A 16,733-nucleotide genomic window follows, 5' to 3' on the forward strand; every position below is an offset into this window, starting at 1 on the left:
CCGACTCAGGTCGACGACGTCCTCAGCGGACCGGGCGGGGATCGGTCTCAGGCGGCGTGCGGGGTGAAAGTGACGGCGGAGTCGCCCTCGTCGATGGTCAGGTTCAGGGTGCCGTCCAGGGCCCTGGCCAGGCGTCGCGGCAGCGGGAGAGCAGGCACGGTGTCGCCGCCCTCCATCCGGGACACCTGAGGCCGCGTCATGCCGGCCCGACGCGTCCTCCACGTGCTGTGATCCATCAGCTCTCCTTGCGCCGATCGTAGGTGTGCTCGGCCCGGCCGTGCTCCGCCTCGCGGGCCTTCTGGGCCTGCTGCGCACGTTCGACTTCCGCCGCCTCGCGCATCCTCGTCTTACGGGACACCGTCAGCAGAACGTTCCGCTGCCCGGGAGCGAGTCAGTACGCACCTGACAGCCGCGGTGGCCCCACGCGCCCGGCCAGGTGCCACCATGGCGTCATGGACCTCACGCCGTATGTCGACACACTCCGCCGGGAACTCGCGGTGGCCGCGGAAGCCGGTGGGGAGGACGCCCGCGAGCTGGCCGAGCGGCTGACCGCTCCGCTGGAGTCGGCGGCCCGGCTGACCCTGCTGAACGTGCTGTCCGCCGCCATGGACGAGATCACCCGTGAACTCGCCCCCGGCTCCGTCGACGTACGGCTGCGGGGGCTCGACCCCGACTTCGTCGTGACACCGCCGCCGGGTGACGCCGGTTTCGAGAGGCCGGCCGACCGGCCCGAGCCGCTGAAGGCACCGGCTCCGGCACCCACCGACGAGGACAGCACCACCGCGCGGGTCAACCTGCGGCTTCCGGCCCCGCTCAAGGCGCGCGCCGAGGAGGCGGCCGCACGCGAGGGCCTGTCGGTCAACGCGTGGCTGGTGCGCGCGGTGAACGCGGCCGTCGAGAGCGGCGGCATACGCGCCCGATCCTCCGTCACGTCGAACCGGAATGGTGGGCAGCAGTACACCGGGTGGGTGCGCTAGGGCTCGTAGGGGCGGGGGTGCTCACCGGGGCGGGGGTGCTCACCGGGGCGGGGGTGCTCACCGGGGCGGACCGCTCACCGGGTGGTGAGCGGTCCGCCGGCGGCACGCCGGTCGACGAGGCCACGGCTCGTGTCGACCGCGTCGAAGCCGTTCTCCACCAGCAGGCCGGCCGCACCGGCGGACCTGATGCCGCCGGTGCGGAAGTGATGAGCAGAGCAGACGGCCGTCGGGAGAGAGGCCGGGAAGGTCCCGACGCGGTCACCGAGCTGGGCCGGACGGCCGGCGGGGGCCTACCGGGGGCGATCCGGGGCCGATCCGTGGACCGGCGGCTGACCGGCGGACCGGCGGAAGCGGCTGACCGGCGGACCGGCGGCGGATCAGCAGCGGACCGGCGGCGGATCAGCGGCGGACCGGCGGCACGGTACGTTCCCCGTCATGCACACCGTCGCCGTGCTCGCGCTGGACCAGGTCATCCCGTTCGACCTGTCCACGCCGCTCGAGGTCTTCGCCCGCACCCGGCTGCCGGACGGACGGCCCGGCTACCGGGTCCGCGTGTGCGCGGAACACCCGGAGGTGGACACGGGAGCCTTCACCCTGCGCGCGCCCTGGGGGCTGGAGGCACTCGCGGACGCGGACACGGTCATCGTGCCGGGCACGGCCGATCCCGCGGCCCCGCTCCCCCCGGCCGTCCGGGACGCGCTGCGGGCGGCCGCCGGGAAGGGCACGCGGATCGCCTCCATCTGCTCGGGCACCTTCCCGCTGGCCGCCACCGGACTCCTCGACGGCCTGCGGGCCACCACCCACTGGACCGCGGCCGGCCTCCTGGCCGCCGCCCACCCGGACGTCGAGGTCGACCCGACGGTCCTGTACGTGGACAACGGGCAGATCCTCACCTCGGCGGGTGCCGCCGCGGGACTGGACCTGTGCCTGCACATGATCCGCCGGGACTACGGCTCGGCCGTCGCCGCCGACGCCGCCCGCCTGTCCGTCATGCCTCTCGAACGGGAGGGCGGGCAGGCGCAGTTCATCGTCCCCGACCACCCGCCCCGGCCCCAGGGATCGGTACTCGAACCGCTGCTCTGCTGGTTGCAGGAGAACCTGGGCCACGACCTCAGCCTGGACGACATCGCCGCCCGCGCCGGGACCAGCACGCGCACCCTGATCCGGCGCTTCCGCGAACAGACCGGCACCACGCCGCTCCAGTGGCTCCACCGCGCCCGCGTCCGCCAGGCCCAGCACCTGCTGGAGACCACCGACCACCCCGTGGAACGCATCGCCGCCCAGGTCGGCTTCGGCTCCCCCACCGCCTTCCGTGAACGCTTCAAACGCACCACGGGGGTCAGCCCGCACGCCTACCGCCGCACCTTCAGCTGACCGTGACGTCGGCCAGAGGCGCGCGGCCGGCCGTCCACTGCGGGCACCGACACCCCCTCGTCCTCGTACTCACCCTGGTACCGGGGCTCAGGCCGCCAGAGCGGCGGGCCGGGCCTCCTCCCCCACCGCCTCCAGGACGGGGGCGGTGGCTCCGGCGTCGAGCAGGTCCATCAGGGTCGCCCGGGCCCGGGCGACCCGGGAGCGGACCGTGCCGACGGGGCAGTCGCTGAGCTCGGCCGCGTCCGCGTAGGGCAGGCCGGCCAACTGCGTGAGGACGAACGCCTCCCGCCGCTCGTCCGGCAGCGACGCCAGCAGATCCAGCAGGGCGATGCCGTCGTCGAAGCCGGGCAGGTCCCGCGGCTGCGCCTGCTCGACGGCCCGTTGCCAGTCCGACACGTCGGACAGGCGGGGCCGGGCGGCGGCGCGCCGGAGGCTGTCGATCACCGCGCGGCGGGCGATGGACAGCAGCCAGGCGCGCGCCGAGGAGCGGCCCTCAAAGCGGTGCAGGCTGCCGAGCGCCCGCAGGAACGTGTCCTGCGCGAGGTCGTCGACGGCCTGCGGATCGCCGCACAGATGGGCGACGTAGCGCTGGACGTCACGGTGCACGGCACGCACGAACCGCTCGACGGCGTCCGTGTCCCCGCCTCGCGCGGCGAGCGCCCATGCCGTGATCGACTCGTCGAGCGACGACGGTGTGCCGGTCGTGCCGGTCGTGCCGCGTGGGGCGGGCACGGCAGTACGACGAGCAGCGGGCACAGCAGTACTCATGGTCACCAGGTGTCCTTCTCGGGATGCGAGATCCGGTCCGGGCCCACGCGGGCGCGGGCGGTCGGTCCGGTGAAAGGGGGAGGTCGGTCGGCCTACGGCGCGGAGATGCGGCGCCGCGACAACGCGGCGGCGGGCGGGTGGGCGTACGACCGAGCCCGGGGCGCGCACGGGCGCGGCCCCGGGACACCAGCTGTCCTCAGACGACAGCCGTCCCCGCAGGGGGACCCCGAGAGGTGATGGCGTGGACGAGCGGAAGAAGGCCCGGCGCCCGGTCCGAACGGGGGCGACGCGGGCGCGGGCGGGGGCGGACCTGGACGGCGGGCGGAGCGAGCGGCACCCGCAGTGGCGCGGCCAGCCATCCGGCGACGGCACGCAGGATGCGGAACGCGGCCTTCTCGCCGTGGGCCAGCCACAGGCCGCACAGCAGCGCGGCGAGCAGGTGGGCGGCGAGCATGCCGAACGACGACGAGCCGCCCATGAAGCCGCCCGTCCCGGCGTGCCCCATGCCCCCCATGCCCTCCATGTGCCCCATGGCGTGCATCCCGTGCCCCATGGACCCCATGTCCATGGACCCCATGGAGCCCATGGAGCCCATGGAGTTCATTGAGTCCATGGAGTCCATGCCGCCGGCGGCCGGTCCCGTCGTTCCCGTCGTTCCCGTCCCAGCCCGCTGCGCGAGGGAGAACGCCCAGTGCAGTGCCGTCTGGGCGGCGACCACGACCGTCACGATCAGGGGCAGCCCGCGCTCCCGGCCCGCCAGGCACCAGCCCGCCGCACCGGTCACGGCCGCGCCCGCGGCCAGCGCCCCCGCGGGGACGGAACCGCCGGACATCATGACGTGGCCCAGGGCGGCGAGCAGCACGCAGACGGCCGCGAACACCGCGGCCCGAACCGTGCGGGAACACCACCCTGCCGTCATGACGCCTCATCGTCGCACCCGGACTTCGCTCGTCAAGGGTGGGTACGGGAATCACCCCGGGTCCGCACTCACCTCATGACGTGTGATCCAGGACACCAACGGCCCGCACCGGTCCCTCACTTGGTCCCGACCGTCCGCAGCACCGTCAGCGCCACCGCGCGCGCCGCGTCCACCACCTCCCGTACGGACACGTGCTCCCGCGCGCTGTGCGCGACCGCGATGTCGCCCGGACCGAACTGGAGGGCCGGGATCCCGGCAGCGGCGTACAGCCGCAGGTCGCTGCCGTACGTCGCGCCGCGCTCCCTCGGGCGCGGGGCGCCGGTCGCGTCGGCGTACGCCCCGGCCACGGTGTCGCGCAGCGGATGCCCCGCCGGGAGCCGTCCGCTCGCGAACTGCCCGCCCGGCCAGGTCACCGTCGCCGGATGCTCGCGCAGCCAGGGGTCGGCCGCGCACGCCTCGGCCACGCACCGTTCCAGGGCCGCCCGCGCCTCGGCCGGGTCCTCGCCCAGCCGCACCCCCAGCCGCCCCTCCGCGAGGAGCAGGTCCGGCACGCTGCTCGCCCAGTCCCCGGAGCGCAGGGTGCCCACGGAGAGGGAGTAGGGGATCGGGTATTCGGCGAGGAGCGGGTCGGGGGTCCGGTTGCGTACGGCTTCGAGCCGGGCCAGCGCGCGGTGCAGCGGCAGGTAGGCGTCGATCGCGCTGACCCCGGCCTCGCGCGAGCTGGCGTGCGCGGCCCTGCCGGGGACGGCGATCCGGAAGGTGAGTGCTCCGGCGTTGGCGGTGATCACCGTCCCGGCCGTCGGCTCGGCGATGAGGCACGCGTCGCCGGTGTGACCGCGGTGCAGGGTGCCGAAGGTGCCGAGCCCGCCGTCCTCCTCCCCGACGACGAAGTGCACCGCGACCCGCCCGCGCAGCCGCACGCCGGCCGCCCGGACCGCCGCCAGCGCGGCCAGGTGGGCGGCGAGCCCGGCCTTCATGTCGCAGGCGCCGCGCCCGTGCACCACGTCCCCGTTCACCCGGGGCGCGAACGGGTCGCCCTCCCAGGCCGCGAGGTCCCCGGGCGGTACGACGTCCACGTGCCCCTGGAGGATCAGGGTCGGCCCGTCGCCCCCGTCGGGCGTGTGTCCCACGAGCCCCCAGGCCTCCTCCCGGGGCGCCTCCGTCCCCGGGAATCCGGGGTGCGCGTACAGGGCGGGCAGGTCCATGCCCCACAGGTCGACGTCGAGCCCGAGCCGCTCCAGCCGTCCGGCGAGGTGGTGCTGGATCTCGGACTCGGCGGCGCTGCCGGTGACGCTGGGTATCGCGATCAGCTCCAGCAGGGTCCGCGCGGCGGCCGCCCCGTCGATCGCCGCCAGCACGGCGGCTTCCTGGTCGTTCAGCATGCGTCGACTCCCTCCCTGTCCGCGGACCGTCCGGCCCGCGGACGCCCGGCGGACCGCTCGGCCGCTCGCCCCCCACCCGGCGGACGACGCGGCCCTCCTCGTCCGGCGGCCCTCCGTCGCCCGGCGCACCGCTCGGCCCGCCGTCGCTCGCCGCCCCCAAGGCATACCTGCTCATCCCGGCCCGTTCGTACGCCGCGGACCGAGGCCGCGTCGTCCGCGCCCGCCGTCGGACCCGGCCGCCCCCGACCCCGGCGCCGCCGTACGAGCGCGTCGACCACGGACATCACGCCTCGCTCCCCCGGTGTCCCCCCACCGTGAACCCGATCACCGAGCCGCCTCCCGCCCGCCCGTGGGCGAACGGGGCCCCGCCGTGGGACAGGGCCACCTCGCGGACGATGGACAGGCCCAGGCCGGAGCCCGGCAGGGAGCGCGCGTCCGCCGCGCGGTAGAAGCGGTCGAAGACGCGGGTGAGGTCGGCGTCGGTGATGCCGGGGCCGCGGTCGAGGACCTCCACGCGGACCGTGCCGGGCCGGGCGGGGCCGGTGACGTTGATCTCGACGGGTGCCCGGCCCCCGCGGTCGAACTTGGTGGCGTTCTCGACGAGGTTGGACACGGCCCGCTGGAGCATGCCCGCCCGCCCGTGGGTGGTGGTGTCGCCGCTCGCGCGGACCAGGATCTGCCGGCCGGTTCGCCGGCGGGCGAGGACGGCGACCTCCTCGGCGAGGTCGGCGAGGTCGATGCGGCGGGGCGGTTCGGTGTCGGACTGGCCGGCGGCGAGGTCGACCAGCTCGTTGACGAGGTCGGTGAGCTCGCGGGCCTCCTGGCCGAGGTCGGCGACGAGTTCGTCGCGGCTGGCGGGGGGCAGCTCGTCGATGCGGCGCAGCAGCGAGATGTTCGTACGGAGGGAGGTCAGCGGGGTGCGCAGTTCGTGGCCCGCGTCCTGGACCAGGCGCCGCTGGTCCTCCTCGGACTGGGCGAGGCGGCCCAGCATGCGGTCGAAGGCGCGGCCGAGGCGGCCGACCTCGTCGTAGCCGGTGACGGGCACCTGGACGCCCAGCCGGCGGGTGCGGGCGACGTCCTCCGCCGCGGTGGTGAGGATGACCAGGCGGTGGGTGATGCGCCGGGCCAGCCACCAGCCGAACAGGCCCGCGGCGGTCACGACCGCGGCCATCAGCAGCAGCGTCCGCCGCAGGAGCGCGCGCAGCAGGTCCTCCGTGTCGCTGAACTCCTGGGCGACCTGCACGGCGCCCCGCCCGCCGCCCAGCGCGACGGTCGCGACGCGGTAGACGTCGTTGCCGACGTCGACGTCCTCGTGCTCGGTGAGCGTCCCCGCCGTCGGGGCGGCGGCGACGTCCCGGTCGGCGGCCACGACCGGCAGCCCGGGGCTGCCGGGGTCGACGACCGCCCCGTCCGGGCCGAGCACCTGCACGTCCGTGCGGGCCGGGCGCACGATGTCGTGGCCCGGCGCGGCGGAGGAGAAGTCCCCGGGGTGCATGGCACGCTGGCGCACCTCGTCCCGCAGGTCCTGCACGACCTCGTCGAACACCGACTCCTGGTCCACCCGCACCAGCCGGGCGGCGGCCGAGTAGGACAGCACGCCGACGAGGACGGTGACGGCGGCGGTCACGGCGGCGAAGGACACCGCGAAGGTGGTGCGCAGCGAGACGAGCCGCCAGCGCCGCCGGGACATCCACCGCCTCGGGCGGCCGCCCACCGGGTCCGCCCCTCAGTCTTCCCGCAGCACGTAACCCACGCCCCGCACGGTGTGGATCAGCTGCGGGGCGCCGGGCGCGTCGAGCTTGCGGCGCAGGTAGCCGACGTAGACGGCGAGGTTCTTGGAGCCGGGGCCGAAGTCGTAGCCCCAGATGCGGTCGTAGATCGTGGAGTGGTCGAGGACGACGCCGGCGTTGCGCACGAGCAGTTCCAGCAGTTCGAACTCGGTGCGGGTCAGCTCCAGCTCCCGCTCGCCGCGCCAGGCGCGCCGCGCCTGCGGGTCCATGCGCAGTCCGGCGGCCTCCAGGTGGCGGGCGGAGGCCGCGGCCGGCTTCGGTACGTCGACGGGGGCCGCCGCCGGTGTCGGACCGGTGCGGCGCAGCAGGGCCCGCAGCCGGGCGAAGACCTCCTCGACGTCGAAGGGTTTCACGACGTAGTCGTCGGCGCCCGCGTCCAGCCCGGCGATCCGATCAGCGGTCTCCACGAGCGCCGTCAGCATCAGGATGGGCGTGCTGTCGCCCTCGGCGCGCAGCACGCGGCAGACCTGGAGGCCGTCGATGCCGGGCATCATGACGTCCAGGACGAGCACGTCCGGGGGCGTCCGGTGGGCGTGCGCGAGCGCCTCGACGCCGTCGGCGACCGCCGTCACCTCGTAACCCTCCAGGGTCAGGGCCCGTTCCAGGGCGTGACGGATCGCGCGGTCGTCTTCGGCGAGGAGCACGGTGGGAGGCACGGGGCCAGTCTGCCAAGCCGCCCCGGCCGTCCGCCGTGACGGGCGGCTCACCCGGCGCCCTTCTTACGCGCCTCTCACCCGGGGACTCCTCTCACCCCGCCGGCCGCAGCGCGGCGAGCTGCTCCTCGAAGGGCACGACGTCGAGGGCCGCCCGGTCGAGGGCCGGCCGGGCGGGACCGGCCGCCGACAGGCCGCCGACCAGCGCCGCCAGCTCCCCCGCCGCCCGTTCGACGCGCTCCGGCAGCCCCTCCGCGCCCCAGTCCTCGGAGGCGGCGTAGACCCCGGTCGGGACGACGACGGCCCGCAGGTAGGCGAAGAGCGGACGCAGGGCGTGCTCCAGCACCAGCGAGTGCCGGGCCGTCCCTCCGGTGGCGGCGATCAGGACCGGCTTCCCGGCCAGCGCGTCCTTCTCCATGACGTCGAAGAACGACTTGAACAGTCCGCTGTACGACGCGGAGAACACCGGCGTGACGACGATCAGTCCGTCCGCGTCGGCGACCGCGTCCAGCGCGGCCGCCAGCTTCCGCCCGGGGAAGCCGTTGGTGAAGTGGTGCGCGATCTCCACGGCGAGGTCGCGCAACTCCACGACCTGCACCTCCGGCGCCGCCCCCGCCGCCGAGACCCGCTCGGCGGTGGCGGCGGCCAGCCGGTCGGCCAGCAGGCGGGTGGACGACGGGACGCTCAGCCCGGCCGAGACGACGACGAGCTTCATGCGACGGTCACCTCCTGGGCGGCCTTGAGGGAAGCGTGGGTCGGGGCGTCCGGCACGTCGGCCGGGCGGTCCTTGGCGAACTCCTTGCGCAGCACGGGCACGACCTCCTCGCCGAGCAGGTCGAGCTGCTCCAGCACGGTCTTCAGCGGCAGCCCGGCGTGGTCCATCAGGAACAGCTGGCGCTGGTAGTCGCCGGCGTACTCGCGGAAGGACAGCGTCTTCTCGATCACCTGCTGCGGCGAACCGACGGTCAGCGGGGTCTGCTCGGTGAATTCCTCCAGCGAGGGCCCGTGCCCGTACACGGGGGCGTTGTCGAAGTACGGCCGGAACTCGCGGACGGCGTCCTGCGAGTTCCTCCGCATGAACACCTGGCCGCCGAGGCCGACGATGGCCTGCTCGGGCGTGCCGTGCCCGTAGTGCGCGTACCGCTTCCGGTACAGCTCGATCATGCGCTTGGTGTGGTCGGCGGGCCAGAAGATGTTGTTGTGGAAGAAGCCGTCGCCGTAGTAGGCGGCCTGCTCGGCGATCTCCGGCGAGCGGATGGAACCGTGCCAGACGAACGGCGCGACGCCGTCCAGCGGCCGGGGCGTCGAGGTGAAGCCCTGGAGCGGCGTGCGGAACTTGCCCTCCCAGTCGACGACGTCCTCGCGCCACAGCCGGTGCAGCAGGGCGTAGTTCTCGACGGCGAGGTTGATGCCCTGCCGGATGTCCTGTCCGAACCAGGGGTAGACCGGCCCGGTGTTGCCGCGCCCCATCATCAGGTCGACGCGCCCGTCGGCCAGGTGCTGGAGCATCGCGAAGTCCTCGGCGATCTTCACCGGGTCGTTGGTGGTGATGAGGGTGGTCGAGGTGGAGAGGATCAGCTTCTCCGTCCGCGCGGCTATGTAGCCGAGCATCGTGGTCGGGGACGACGGCACGAACGGCGGGTTGTGGTGCTCGCCGGTCGCGAAGACGTCCAGGCCGACCTCCTCGGCCTTCAGCGCGATGGCGACCATGGCCTTGATCCGCTCGCGCTCGGTCGGCGTACGTCCCGTGGTGGGGTCCGGCGTGACGTCGCCGACCGTGAAGATCCCGAACTGCATGGCCGCTCACCCTTCAAGTTGTTGATGCTTCAACTATACCCCTGGAACTGTGCGCTGTCGCCGGGTATTCCCCGGGCGTCTTCCGTCGCCGCGGAGCTGGTGGGAGCGGCGGGGGGTACGGGGTATGGGGTATGGGTATGGGATATGGGGTATGCCCTCGCCCTCGGCGTGGGGTCTGCCGAGGGCGAGGGCGATAGGCCGGGTGGTGCGGCGGTGCGGTGTCAGTCGCCGTCGGTGCCGTCGAGGTGCCGTACGGTGCCCGCTTCCCGGTGGGTGCGTGGCGTGTGGACGGTCCCGAGGCGCCCGAGGGTCACCGTCCCGGACGCCTTCCCCCTCCCCTCGCCCACGGCGTCGCCGCGGGAGCGGGCGACGAGCGTGCGGTAGTGCCGGTTGCCGCTGATGAGGTGCCCCAGTTCGTTCAGGTAGCGCGGCACGTCGGGGTGGGCCGGCCCGTCCCGGTGGACGATGTCGGCGCACGCGCGGCAGAACGCGTCCTCGGTCCACGCGATGAGCTCGGCGAGTCGGTCGGCCGCCTGCTGGAGGGAGAGCGACTCGGTGCGCATGAGGAGCCCCAGGGAGTCCATGGCCTCGCCGGCCTCGCACTCCTCGGGGGAGGAGGGGAGGTGGCTCCCCGCGGGAACGGAGAAGGGGACGGAGAAGAGGTCGTTGACCAGGGTCATGTGGTTGACGGCCAGGTCCCGGGCCTTGGCGAGGGTGGCGTCCGTGGCGAGTTCGGCGGTGAGGTCGCACCCGAGGGCGTATTCGGTCTGGCAGGTGGCCCAGTGGCCGAACAGATCGGTCAGCCGCAGTTCCAGGTAGGCGTCGAACGGCAGGATGCCGTCGTGGACGCGCTCGTCGGCCTCGACGACGGACGACGCGACGACGTCCCGGAAGGCGGCTCGGTAGCGGTCCGCGAGCGCCTGCGGCATCTGCGGCCACGCCGGGGCGAGGGCGTCGTACAGCATCCGGCCGGCGGGGAAGTCGGGGGCCACCGGCTCGTCGTCGAGCACGCCGAGCCACCGCCGCCGCAGGTCCTCCGTCCGCTCGGGGTCCCCGTCCGTGCCGGGGCGGGAAAACGAGTCGTCGCAGATGCCGGCCGGGATCATGATGTTCGGCAGGATGAAGCACCGGTCGTCCAGCATGTGCGGGTAGCACACGCAGGCCCAGTAGGCCATCCGCTGCGCGACATGGCGCTCCGCGAGCTGTTCGTCGCCGAAGTGGTCCACGAGGTGGGGGCGGGCCCAGCGATGGCACTCCTCCTCGATCTGCGCGTGCTGCGGATGGGCGCGCACGGGCAGCCGCTTCTGGATGCGCGGGAACTCGAAGGGAGTTCCCGGCGCCGGCGCCGGCGACATAAGCGCGTGACGGGAAGATGTCATCTCTTGCTCCACTACTCCACGGGACTGCCGGACCTGGTGGGGGCCCTCACGCTAATCGCGGCCCACCGGCCTCGGGCGAGGCGGAACCGCGGAGTCACTCGAACAGGTTTCGTCACGTCAAGGGCGCGCCCCGGCCCGTCCGGCGTCACGAGCCGATCGGCAGCGCGTCCGTGTATCCGTTCGTCGGCCGCTCGACCTTCTCCACGGTGTCCGCGTCCAGCGCGACCGCCGCCGAGGACGTCCCCAGGGAGCCGGCCGGGTGCCAGGCCCCGGTCACCGTCACCCAGGTGTCGGCGGCAGGCGCCTCGACGCCGTACACGCGCACCTTCACCGACTGTGCGTCCGCCGCACAGCACGACAGCAGGATGCGGGTCAGATACCAGCCGTCGCCCCCCGCGACGGGCGTGACGAACCCCGTCATCCGGACCTGGCGCCCCTCGATGGCCCGCGCGGTGTCCTGCTGCACCCGCTGGGTGAAGTCGGTCAGGGTGATGGGCAGCGGCGAGGTCGCGGGCAGCGCCTCGAAACCGTCCTCCTCCACCACGGCCACGGCCTTGGGCGCCTCACGGGAAGCGGTGTAGGAACCGAGCGCGGGCGGGGCGTAGAAGAGCAGACTCAGCGCGGGCAGGAACAGCAGCCAGGCGACGCGGGGGACACCGGAGTGGTCGTGCCCATGACCCTGCTCATGGCCTTGCTCATGGCCTTGCTCATGCCCCTGCTCGTGCTCATGCCCCTGCTCGTGCTCGTGCTCATGATTCGCCTGCTGCTCCCGCTCCCGCTCCCGCCCGTGCTCCGCCCCGCCGTCCACGTGGTCGGAGCCGTCGCTCCCGCCCCGCGCGCCCCTCCACGCCGACCAGGCCTCCGCCGCGCCCAGCAGGATCAGCAGCGCCCCCGACACGATCAGCAGCGGCCGCATGCCCTCCTTCACGTACCGCAGGTACGACTCCGTGAAGAGCGAGGCCTGCAACAGCCCCAGCCCGCTCAGCACCAGCAACCCCGCCTGCGCGAACCGTTTCACAGCAGTACCCCTCCCACCACGGCGCTGCACACGACCGCCACCACGGCCGTGGCGGCGGAGAAACGCCACGCGAAGGCCCGGCCGAAGGTGCCCGCCTGAAGGGCGATCAGCTTCAGGTCGACCATCGGCCCCACCACCATGAACGTCAGCCGGGCGACCGGCGAGAACCCGCTCAGCGAGGCCGCCACGAACGCGTCGGCCTCCGAGCACACCGCCAGCACGATCGCCAGCACCGCCAGGAACAGCACCGACAGCCAGGCCGAACCGGCGAACGTGTCCACCACCGAGCGCGGCACCGCCACGTTGAAGGTCGCCGCGGCCATCGCACCGACCACCAGGAATCCGCCCGCGTGCAGGAAGTCGTGCTGGAAGCCGCGCCGGAACTCCGTCCACCTGCTCTGCCCGGTCCGGTGCCCGGTGTGCCGTACGGTCGGCCGCAGCCACTCCGCCCGCCCCAGCCAGAGCCACAGCCAGCCCATCACGGCCGCCGTGACCAGCGAGGCCAGCAGCCGGGCCAGCACCATCTCCGGGCTGCCCGGGAAGGCGATCGCGGTGGCGGTGAGCACGACCGGGTTGACGGCGGGCGCCGACAGCAGGAACGCGAACGCGGCGGCCGGGGTCACCCCCCTGCCGATCAGGCTGTTCGCCACCGGCACCGACGCGCACTCGCAGCCCGGCAGGACGACTCCCGCCGCACCCGCGACCGGCACCGCCAGCGCGGGCCGCTTGGGCAGCAGCCGGTGGAAGACCCGCGCCGGCACGAACGCGTTGATCGCCCCCGACAGGGCCGTGCCCAGCAGCAGGAACGGCATCGCCTGCACGGTCACCGCCAGACACACCGTCCGCCACGCCTCGACGGCCGGGTCGTCCAGCGACCGCCCGACGAGCACCAGCAGCGCACCGGGCAGCACGGCCGCGCCGGCCAGCAGCAACGGCCAGTGGCGGGGCAGCCCGCGGCCGGCGGACGCGGAACCGGCCTCCGCCACCTCCGGCCGTATGTCCGTGTCCGTGCCCGACTCCGAGTCCGCGTACGAGTCCTGAACGGTCGCCATGTCCTAGACCAAGCCCCCTCGCAGCCGCCCGACCTGTTCCCCGCTGAACTCCACCGTCCGCCTCATGTGCCGCACGATCACGGCGATCTCGGCATCGTCCAGGTCGGCGAAGAGAGGGCTCCAGTCACCGCCCAGCCGCTCCCACGTCCGCCCGAACTCGGCGATCCGCTCCGGCACCGTCGCCACCAGGACCCGCCGCCGGTCGGTGACGTCCCGCTGCCGCACGACGTACCCGGCCTTCTCCAGCCGGTCCACCAGCCGGGTCGCCGACCCCGTCGTCAGCCCGGTCAGCTCCGCGACCCGGCCCGTCGTCACCGGCGCCCGCTCCAGCGAGAGCAGGTTCAGACATTGCAGGTCGGTGGGGTGCAGCCCGAGCCGGTCGGCGACGGCCTGGTTGAACAGCGCGAACGTGGCCACGTACCGCCGGGAGACGGTGGACAGCTCGTCCAGCAACCGCGACCGCACGTTCCCGGACATCGCCCGCACACCCCTTCGTCAGCGCCGTCCGCAGATGGTACGACGTGCCGCGCCCCGACCCGTCGCCCGTCGCGGCCCGTCAGAAGAAGTAGGCGTCCCCGGTGTCCAGCACCAGCACCTGCTGCCGGTCGTTGGCCCGGTTGCGGTCCACCGCCCCACCGCCCCACACCGTCTCCACCGACAGCGTCACCTCCGTCGGCCCGTCCGCCAGCCACACCTCCACCACGATCGGCTCGCCCGGCGTGTCGGCGTCCAGCGCGCCTGTCCGGCACACCACCTCCCGCGCCCCCGTCCGCGCGCACCCGTCCGGCAGCACCGGCGGCCGGTCCGCGAGCGGCGCCGACCAGCGCAGCCGTACGGTGGCGTCCGGGACGTCCCCCGGACCGTGGTTGCGCGGGGTCAGCCGCACCTCGACCCGGCCGCGGTCCAGTACGGCGGAGCCGTGGTACGACAGATCGGCCTCGGGAACGTCCGCGGCGGCGGACGGCACCGCCCCGCCGACCGCCAGCCCGCCGGCCACCACCGCACCCACCACCGCGCCCCGCACGGCGGGAACCCGCATCCGGCGCATGCCATCCACTCCTCGGTCGGCCAGGACAGGGACAGGAACGTACGCATGTATCCCCGCCGGACCGGGGCAACAGGCGCCGTCCATCAGGTGAAGCGCCCACAGGGCGAGATCACCGCCCGCCCCGCGCCACCGCCCGCCTATCCTGGCCGAGCGGGCTCCCGACCCACCCGCCCGCCGCACCCCACGCACCATCGCACCCACGCACCCACGCACCCGAGGAGCAGCCCCCATGGCCACCGCCGCACCGTCCGCCGCCTCCCGCATCGCCGTCGTGACCGGTGCGAGCAGCGGGATCGGCGCCGCCACCGCCCGGCAGCTCGCCGCGGCCGGATACCGCGTGGTCCTCACCGCCCGCCGCAAGGACCGCATCGAGGCGCTGGCCGAGGAGATCGCCGCGGCGGGCGGCTCGGCGACGGCGTACCAGCTGGACGTCACCGACCGCGCGGCGGTCGACGAGTTCGCGACGGCGTTCAAGACCGTCGGCGTCCTCGTCAACAACGCGGGCGGCGCGCTCGGCGCCGACCCGGTGGCCACCGGCGACCCGGCCGACTGGCGCACGATGTACGAGACGAACGTCATCGGCACCCTCAACCTCACCCAGGCCCTCCTGCCGAAGCTGGAGGCGAGCGGCGACGGCACGGTCGTGGTCGTCTCCTCCACCGCCGGCCACGGCACCTACGAGGGCGGCGCGGGCTACGTCGCCGCCAAGCACGGCGCCCACGTCCTCGCCGAGACCCTGCGCCTGGAGATCGTCGGCCGGCCCGTCCGCGTGATCGAGATCGCGCCCGGCATGGTCAAGACCGACGAGTTCGCCCTCACCCGCTTCGGCGGCGACCGGGAGAGGGCGGCGAAGGTCTACGAGGGCGTGGCCGAGCCGCTCACCGCCGACGACGTCGCCGACACCATCACCTGGGCGGTGACCCGGCCCAGCCACGTCAACGTCGACCTGCTGATCCTCCGCCCGCGCGCCCAGGCCTCCCACACGAAGGTCCACCGGGAGCCGTGATGCCGGACCCGACAAGCGACGAGACGCGGGAGGAGACAGCCCGGGAGGAGACAGCCCGGGAGGAAACGGCCCGGGCGGCGGAACAGCGCCGCCTGGCCCAGGAGACACGGGACGAACGCCAGGTCTGGTACTTCCTGGCGTACTTCCTCTTCGGCATCCACGTCATCGCCTTCGTGATGATCTGGGCCGTCAAGCACGGCAACTGACGGACGCCACCCCCGCGCCCGCCCCCTCGGAACCGTCCCGTCCGGGCTCAGCCCTTCACGCAGACGACCTGCTTCAGCTTCGCCACGACCTCCACCAGGTCCCGCTGCTGGTCGATGACCTGATCGATCGGCTTGTAGGCCCCGGGTATCTCGTCCACGACACCGGAGTCCTTGCGGCACTCCACGCCCCGCGTCTGCTCCTCCAGGTCCCTGGTCGTGAAGCGCCGCTTCGCCGCGTTCCGGCTCATGCGCCGGCCGGCGCCGTGCGACGCCGAGTTGAACGCCTTCTCGTTGCCGAGGCCCTTCACGATGTACGAGCCCGTGCCCATGGAGCCCGGGATGATGCCGTACTCGCCGGAGCCGGCCCGGATCGCGCCCTTCCGGGTCACGAGCAGGTCCATGCCGTCGTAGCGCTCCTCGGCGACGTAGTTGTGGTGCGCGCTGATCTCCGGCTCGAAGGCCGGCTTCGCCTTCCGGAACTCCTTGCGGACCACGTCCTTGAGCAGCGCCATCATGATCGTGCGGTTGTACCGGGCGTACTCCTGCGCCCAGAACAGGTCGTTGCGGTAGGCCGCCATCTGCGGGGTGTCGGCGACGAAGACCGCGAGGTCACGGTCGATCAGGTTCTGGTTGTGCGGCAGCTTCTGGGCCACGCCGATGTGGAACTCCGCGAGTTCCTTGCCGATGTTGCGGGACCCGGAGTGCAGCATCAGCCAGACCGAACCGGTCGTGTCCGTGCACACCTCGATGAAGTGATTGCCGCTTCCGAGCGTTCCCATCTGCTTCGTGGCGCGTTCCTGACGGAATCTGACCGCATCGGCGACCCCGTCGAACCGCCCCCAGAAGTCCTCCCACCGCGCGGTCGCGAACCCGTGCAGCTGCCCCGGGTCCACCGGGTCGTCGTGCATCCCCCGCCCCACCGGAATCGCCTGCTCGATCCTGGACCGCAGCCGCGACAGGTCGCCCGGCAGGTCGTTCGCCGTCAGGGACGTCCTCACCGCCGACATCCCGCAGCCGATGTCGACGCCCACCGCCGCCGGGCACACGGCCCCCCGCATCGCGATGACGGACCCGACCGTGGCGCCCTTGCCGTAGTGCACGTCCGGCATCACGGCGAGCCCCTCGATCCAGGGGAGGCCGGCGACGTTGCGCAGCTGCTGGAGCGCCACGTCCTCCACCGTCGCGGGGTCGGTCCACATCCGGATGGGAACCTTCGCACCCGGCATCTCGACATACGACATATCGTCCTCATTCCCCCGGAAACACAACAGAAGTCTTGAATCGCAAAACCGGCGCCAAGGTCGACGAACAGGACGACGGACCGGCATCCACGGTGGTGCGTGCGATACACATTGTCTCCAGGG

General features: G+C 73.6%; 18 protein-coding genes and 1 pseudogene. 4 read left to right on the forward strand and 15 right to left on the reverse strand.

Annotated features, from left to right (window positions below):
- Positions 1 to 47: 47 nt before the first annotated feature.
- Together ACZ3KJ_RS11565 and ACZ3KJ_RS11570 are read right to left on the reverse strand one after the other, a co-directional pair.
- Complete coding sequence (locus tag ACZ3KJ_RS11565) at positions 48 to 236, reverse strand: helix-turn-helix domain-containing protein (protein WP_467526297.1); 189 nt, start codon at positions 234 to 236, stop codon at positions 48 to 50.
- Positions 236 to 391 (reverse strand): annotated as a pseudogene (locus ACZ3KJ_RS11570) (type II toxin-antitoxin system RelE/ParE family toxin); the annotation flags it as partial. The gene ACZ3KJ_RS11565 and the pseudogene ACZ3KJ_RS11570, both read right to left, overlap by 1 nt.
- A gap of 61 nt (positions 392 to 452) precedes the next feature.
- Here ACZ3KJ_RS11570 and ACZ3KJ_RS11575 point away from each other — a divergent pair.
- Positions 453 to 977, forward strand: coding sequence for a toxin-antitoxin system HicB family antitoxin (locus ACZ3KJ_RS11575; protein WP_467526298.1), 525 nt, complete (start codon positions 453 to 455; stop codon positions 975 to 977).
- Between the two features lie 435 nt (positions 978 to 1,412).
- The gene (locus tag ACZ3KJ_RS11580) at positions 1,413 to 2,351 is read left to right on the forward strand and encodes a GlxA family transcriptional regulator (RefSeq protein WP_467526299.1); all 939 of its coding nucleotides are present in this window, start codon (positions 1,413 to 1,415) and stop codon (positions 2,349 to 2,351) included.
- Between the two features lie 87 nt (positions 2,352 to 2,438).
- On the opposite strand, the gene ACZ3KJ_RS11585 is transcribed toward ACZ3KJ_RS11580, so the two are convergent.
- From ACZ3KJ_RS11585 to ACZ3KJ_RS11640, 12 genes are all read right to left on the reverse strand, one after another.
- Positions 2,439 to 3,119: a sigma-70 family RNA polymerase sigma factor gene (locus ACZ3KJ_RS11585; RefSeq protein WP_467526300.1), complete on the reverse strand. Its 681-nt coding sequence runs from the start codon at positions 3,117 to 3,119 to the stop codon at positions 2,439 to 2,441.
- Between the two features lie 196 nt (positions 3,120 to 3,315).
- Positions 3,316 to 4,038 (reverse strand): hypothetical protein, encoded by a 723-nt coding sequence (locus ACZ3KJ_RS11590; protein ID WP_467526301.1) that lies wholly within the window; start codon positions 4,036 to 4,038, stop codon positions 3,316 to 3,318.
- Positions 4,039 to 4,154: 116 nt separating this feature from the next.
- Complete coding sequence (locus ACZ3KJ_RS11595) at positions 4,155 to 5,420, reverse strand: ArgE/DapE family deacylase (protein WP_467526302.1); 1,266 nt, start codon at positions 5,418 to 5,420, stop codon at positions 4,155 to 4,157.
- A 283-nt stretch (positions 5,421 to 5,703) separates the two neighbouring features.
- Entirely contained in the window at positions 5,704 to 7,110 is a 1,407-nt protein-coding gene (locus ACZ3KJ_RS11600; protein WP_467526303.1) for a sensor histidine kinase, read from the reverse strand.
- 36 nt (positions 7,111 to 7,146) lie between these two features.
- Positions 7,147 to 7,866, reverse strand: coding sequence for a response regulator transcription factor (locus ACZ3KJ_RS11605; protein WP_467526304.1), 720 nt, complete (start codon positions 7,864 to 7,866; stop codon positions 7,147 to 7,149).
- Between the two features lie 91 nt (positions 7,867 to 7,957).
- Positions 7,958 to 8,578: an FMN reductase gene (locus tag ACZ3KJ_RS11610; protein ID WP_467526305.1), complete on the reverse strand. Its 621-nt coding sequence runs from the start codon at positions 8,576 to 8,578 to the stop codon at positions 7,958 to 7,960.
- A complete protein-coding gene (locus ACZ3KJ_RS11615) occupies positions 8,575 to 9,660 on the reverse strand; it encodes an LLM class flavin-dependent oxidoreductase (protein ID WP_467526306.1) in 1,086 nt (361 codons plus the stop codon). Before ACZ3KJ_RS11615 ends, ACZ3KJ_RS11610 begins: the two co-directional genes overlap by 4 nt.
- Positions 9,661 to 9,881: 221 nt before the next feature.
- Positions 9,882 to 11,039 (reverse strand): terpene synthase family protein, encoded by a 1,158-nt coding sequence (locus ACZ3KJ_RS11620; RefSeq protein WP_467526307.1) that lies wholly within the window; start codon positions 11,037 to 11,039, stop codon positions 9,882 to 9,884.
- Positions 11,040 to 11,184: 145 nt separating this feature from the next.
- Positions 11,185 to 12,057 (reverse strand): TIGR03943 family putative permease subunit, encoded by an 873-nt coding sequence (locus tag ACZ3KJ_RS11625; RefSeq protein WP_467526308.1) that lies wholly within the window; start codon positions 12,055 to 12,057, stop codon positions 11,185 to 11,187.
- Positions 12,054 to 13,109 carry a permease gene (locus tag ACZ3KJ_RS11630; RefSeq protein ID WP_467526309.1) on the reverse strand — a complete coding sequence of 352 codons (1,056 nt, stop codon included), beginning with the start codon at positions 13,107 to 13,109 and terminating at the stop codon, positions 12,054 to 12,056. Before ACZ3KJ_RS11630 ends, ACZ3KJ_RS11625 begins: the two co-directional genes overlap by 4 nt.
- A 3-nt stretch (positions 13,110 to 13,112) precedes the next feature.
- Complete coding sequence (locus tag ACZ3KJ_RS11635) at positions 13,113 to 13,586, reverse strand: MarR family winged helix-turn-helix transcriptional regulator (protein ID WP_389512952.1); 474 nt, start codon at positions 13,584 to 13,586, stop codon at positions 13,113 to 13,115.
- A gap of 79 nt (positions 13,587 to 13,665) precedes the next feature.
- Entirely contained in the window at positions 13,666 to 14,157 is a 492-nt protein-coding gene (locus tag ACZ3KJ_RS11640) for a hypothetical protein (RefSeq protein ID WP_467526310.1), read from the reverse strand.
- A gap of 229 nt (positions 14,158 to 14,386) precedes the next feature.
- Here ACZ3KJ_RS11640 and ACZ3KJ_RS11645 point away from each other — a divergent pair, with 229 nt between their 5' ends.
- Positions 14,387 to 15,163 (forward strand): SDR family NAD(P)-dependent oxidoreductase, encoded by a 777-nt coding sequence (locus ACZ3KJ_RS11645; RefSeq protein WP_467526311.1) that lies wholly within the window; start codon positions 14,387 to 14,389, stop codon positions 15,161 to 15,163.
- Entirely contained in the window at positions 15,163 to 15,369 is a 207-nt protein-coding gene (locus tag ACZ3KJ_RS11650) for a hypothetical protein (RefSeq protein WP_467526312.1), read from the forward strand. The genes ACZ3KJ_RS11645 and ACZ3KJ_RS11650 overlap by 1 nt, the downstream gene beginning before the upstream one ends.
- A gap of 47 nt (positions 15,370 to 15,416) precedes the next feature.
- Here ACZ3KJ_RS11650 and ACZ3KJ_RS11655 read toward each other — a convergent pair whose 3' ends face one another.
- The gene (locus ACZ3KJ_RS11655; RefSeq protein ID WP_467526313.1) at positions 15,417 to 16,610 is read right to left on the reverse strand and encodes an RtcB family protein; all 1,194 of its coding nucleotides are present in this window, start codon (positions 16,608 to 16,610) and stop codon (positions 15,417 to 15,419) included.
- Between the last annotated feature and the right edge of the window lie 123 nt (positions 16,611 to 16,733).

The organism is Streptomyces sp. NPDC003248 (genome assembly GCF_055563235.1).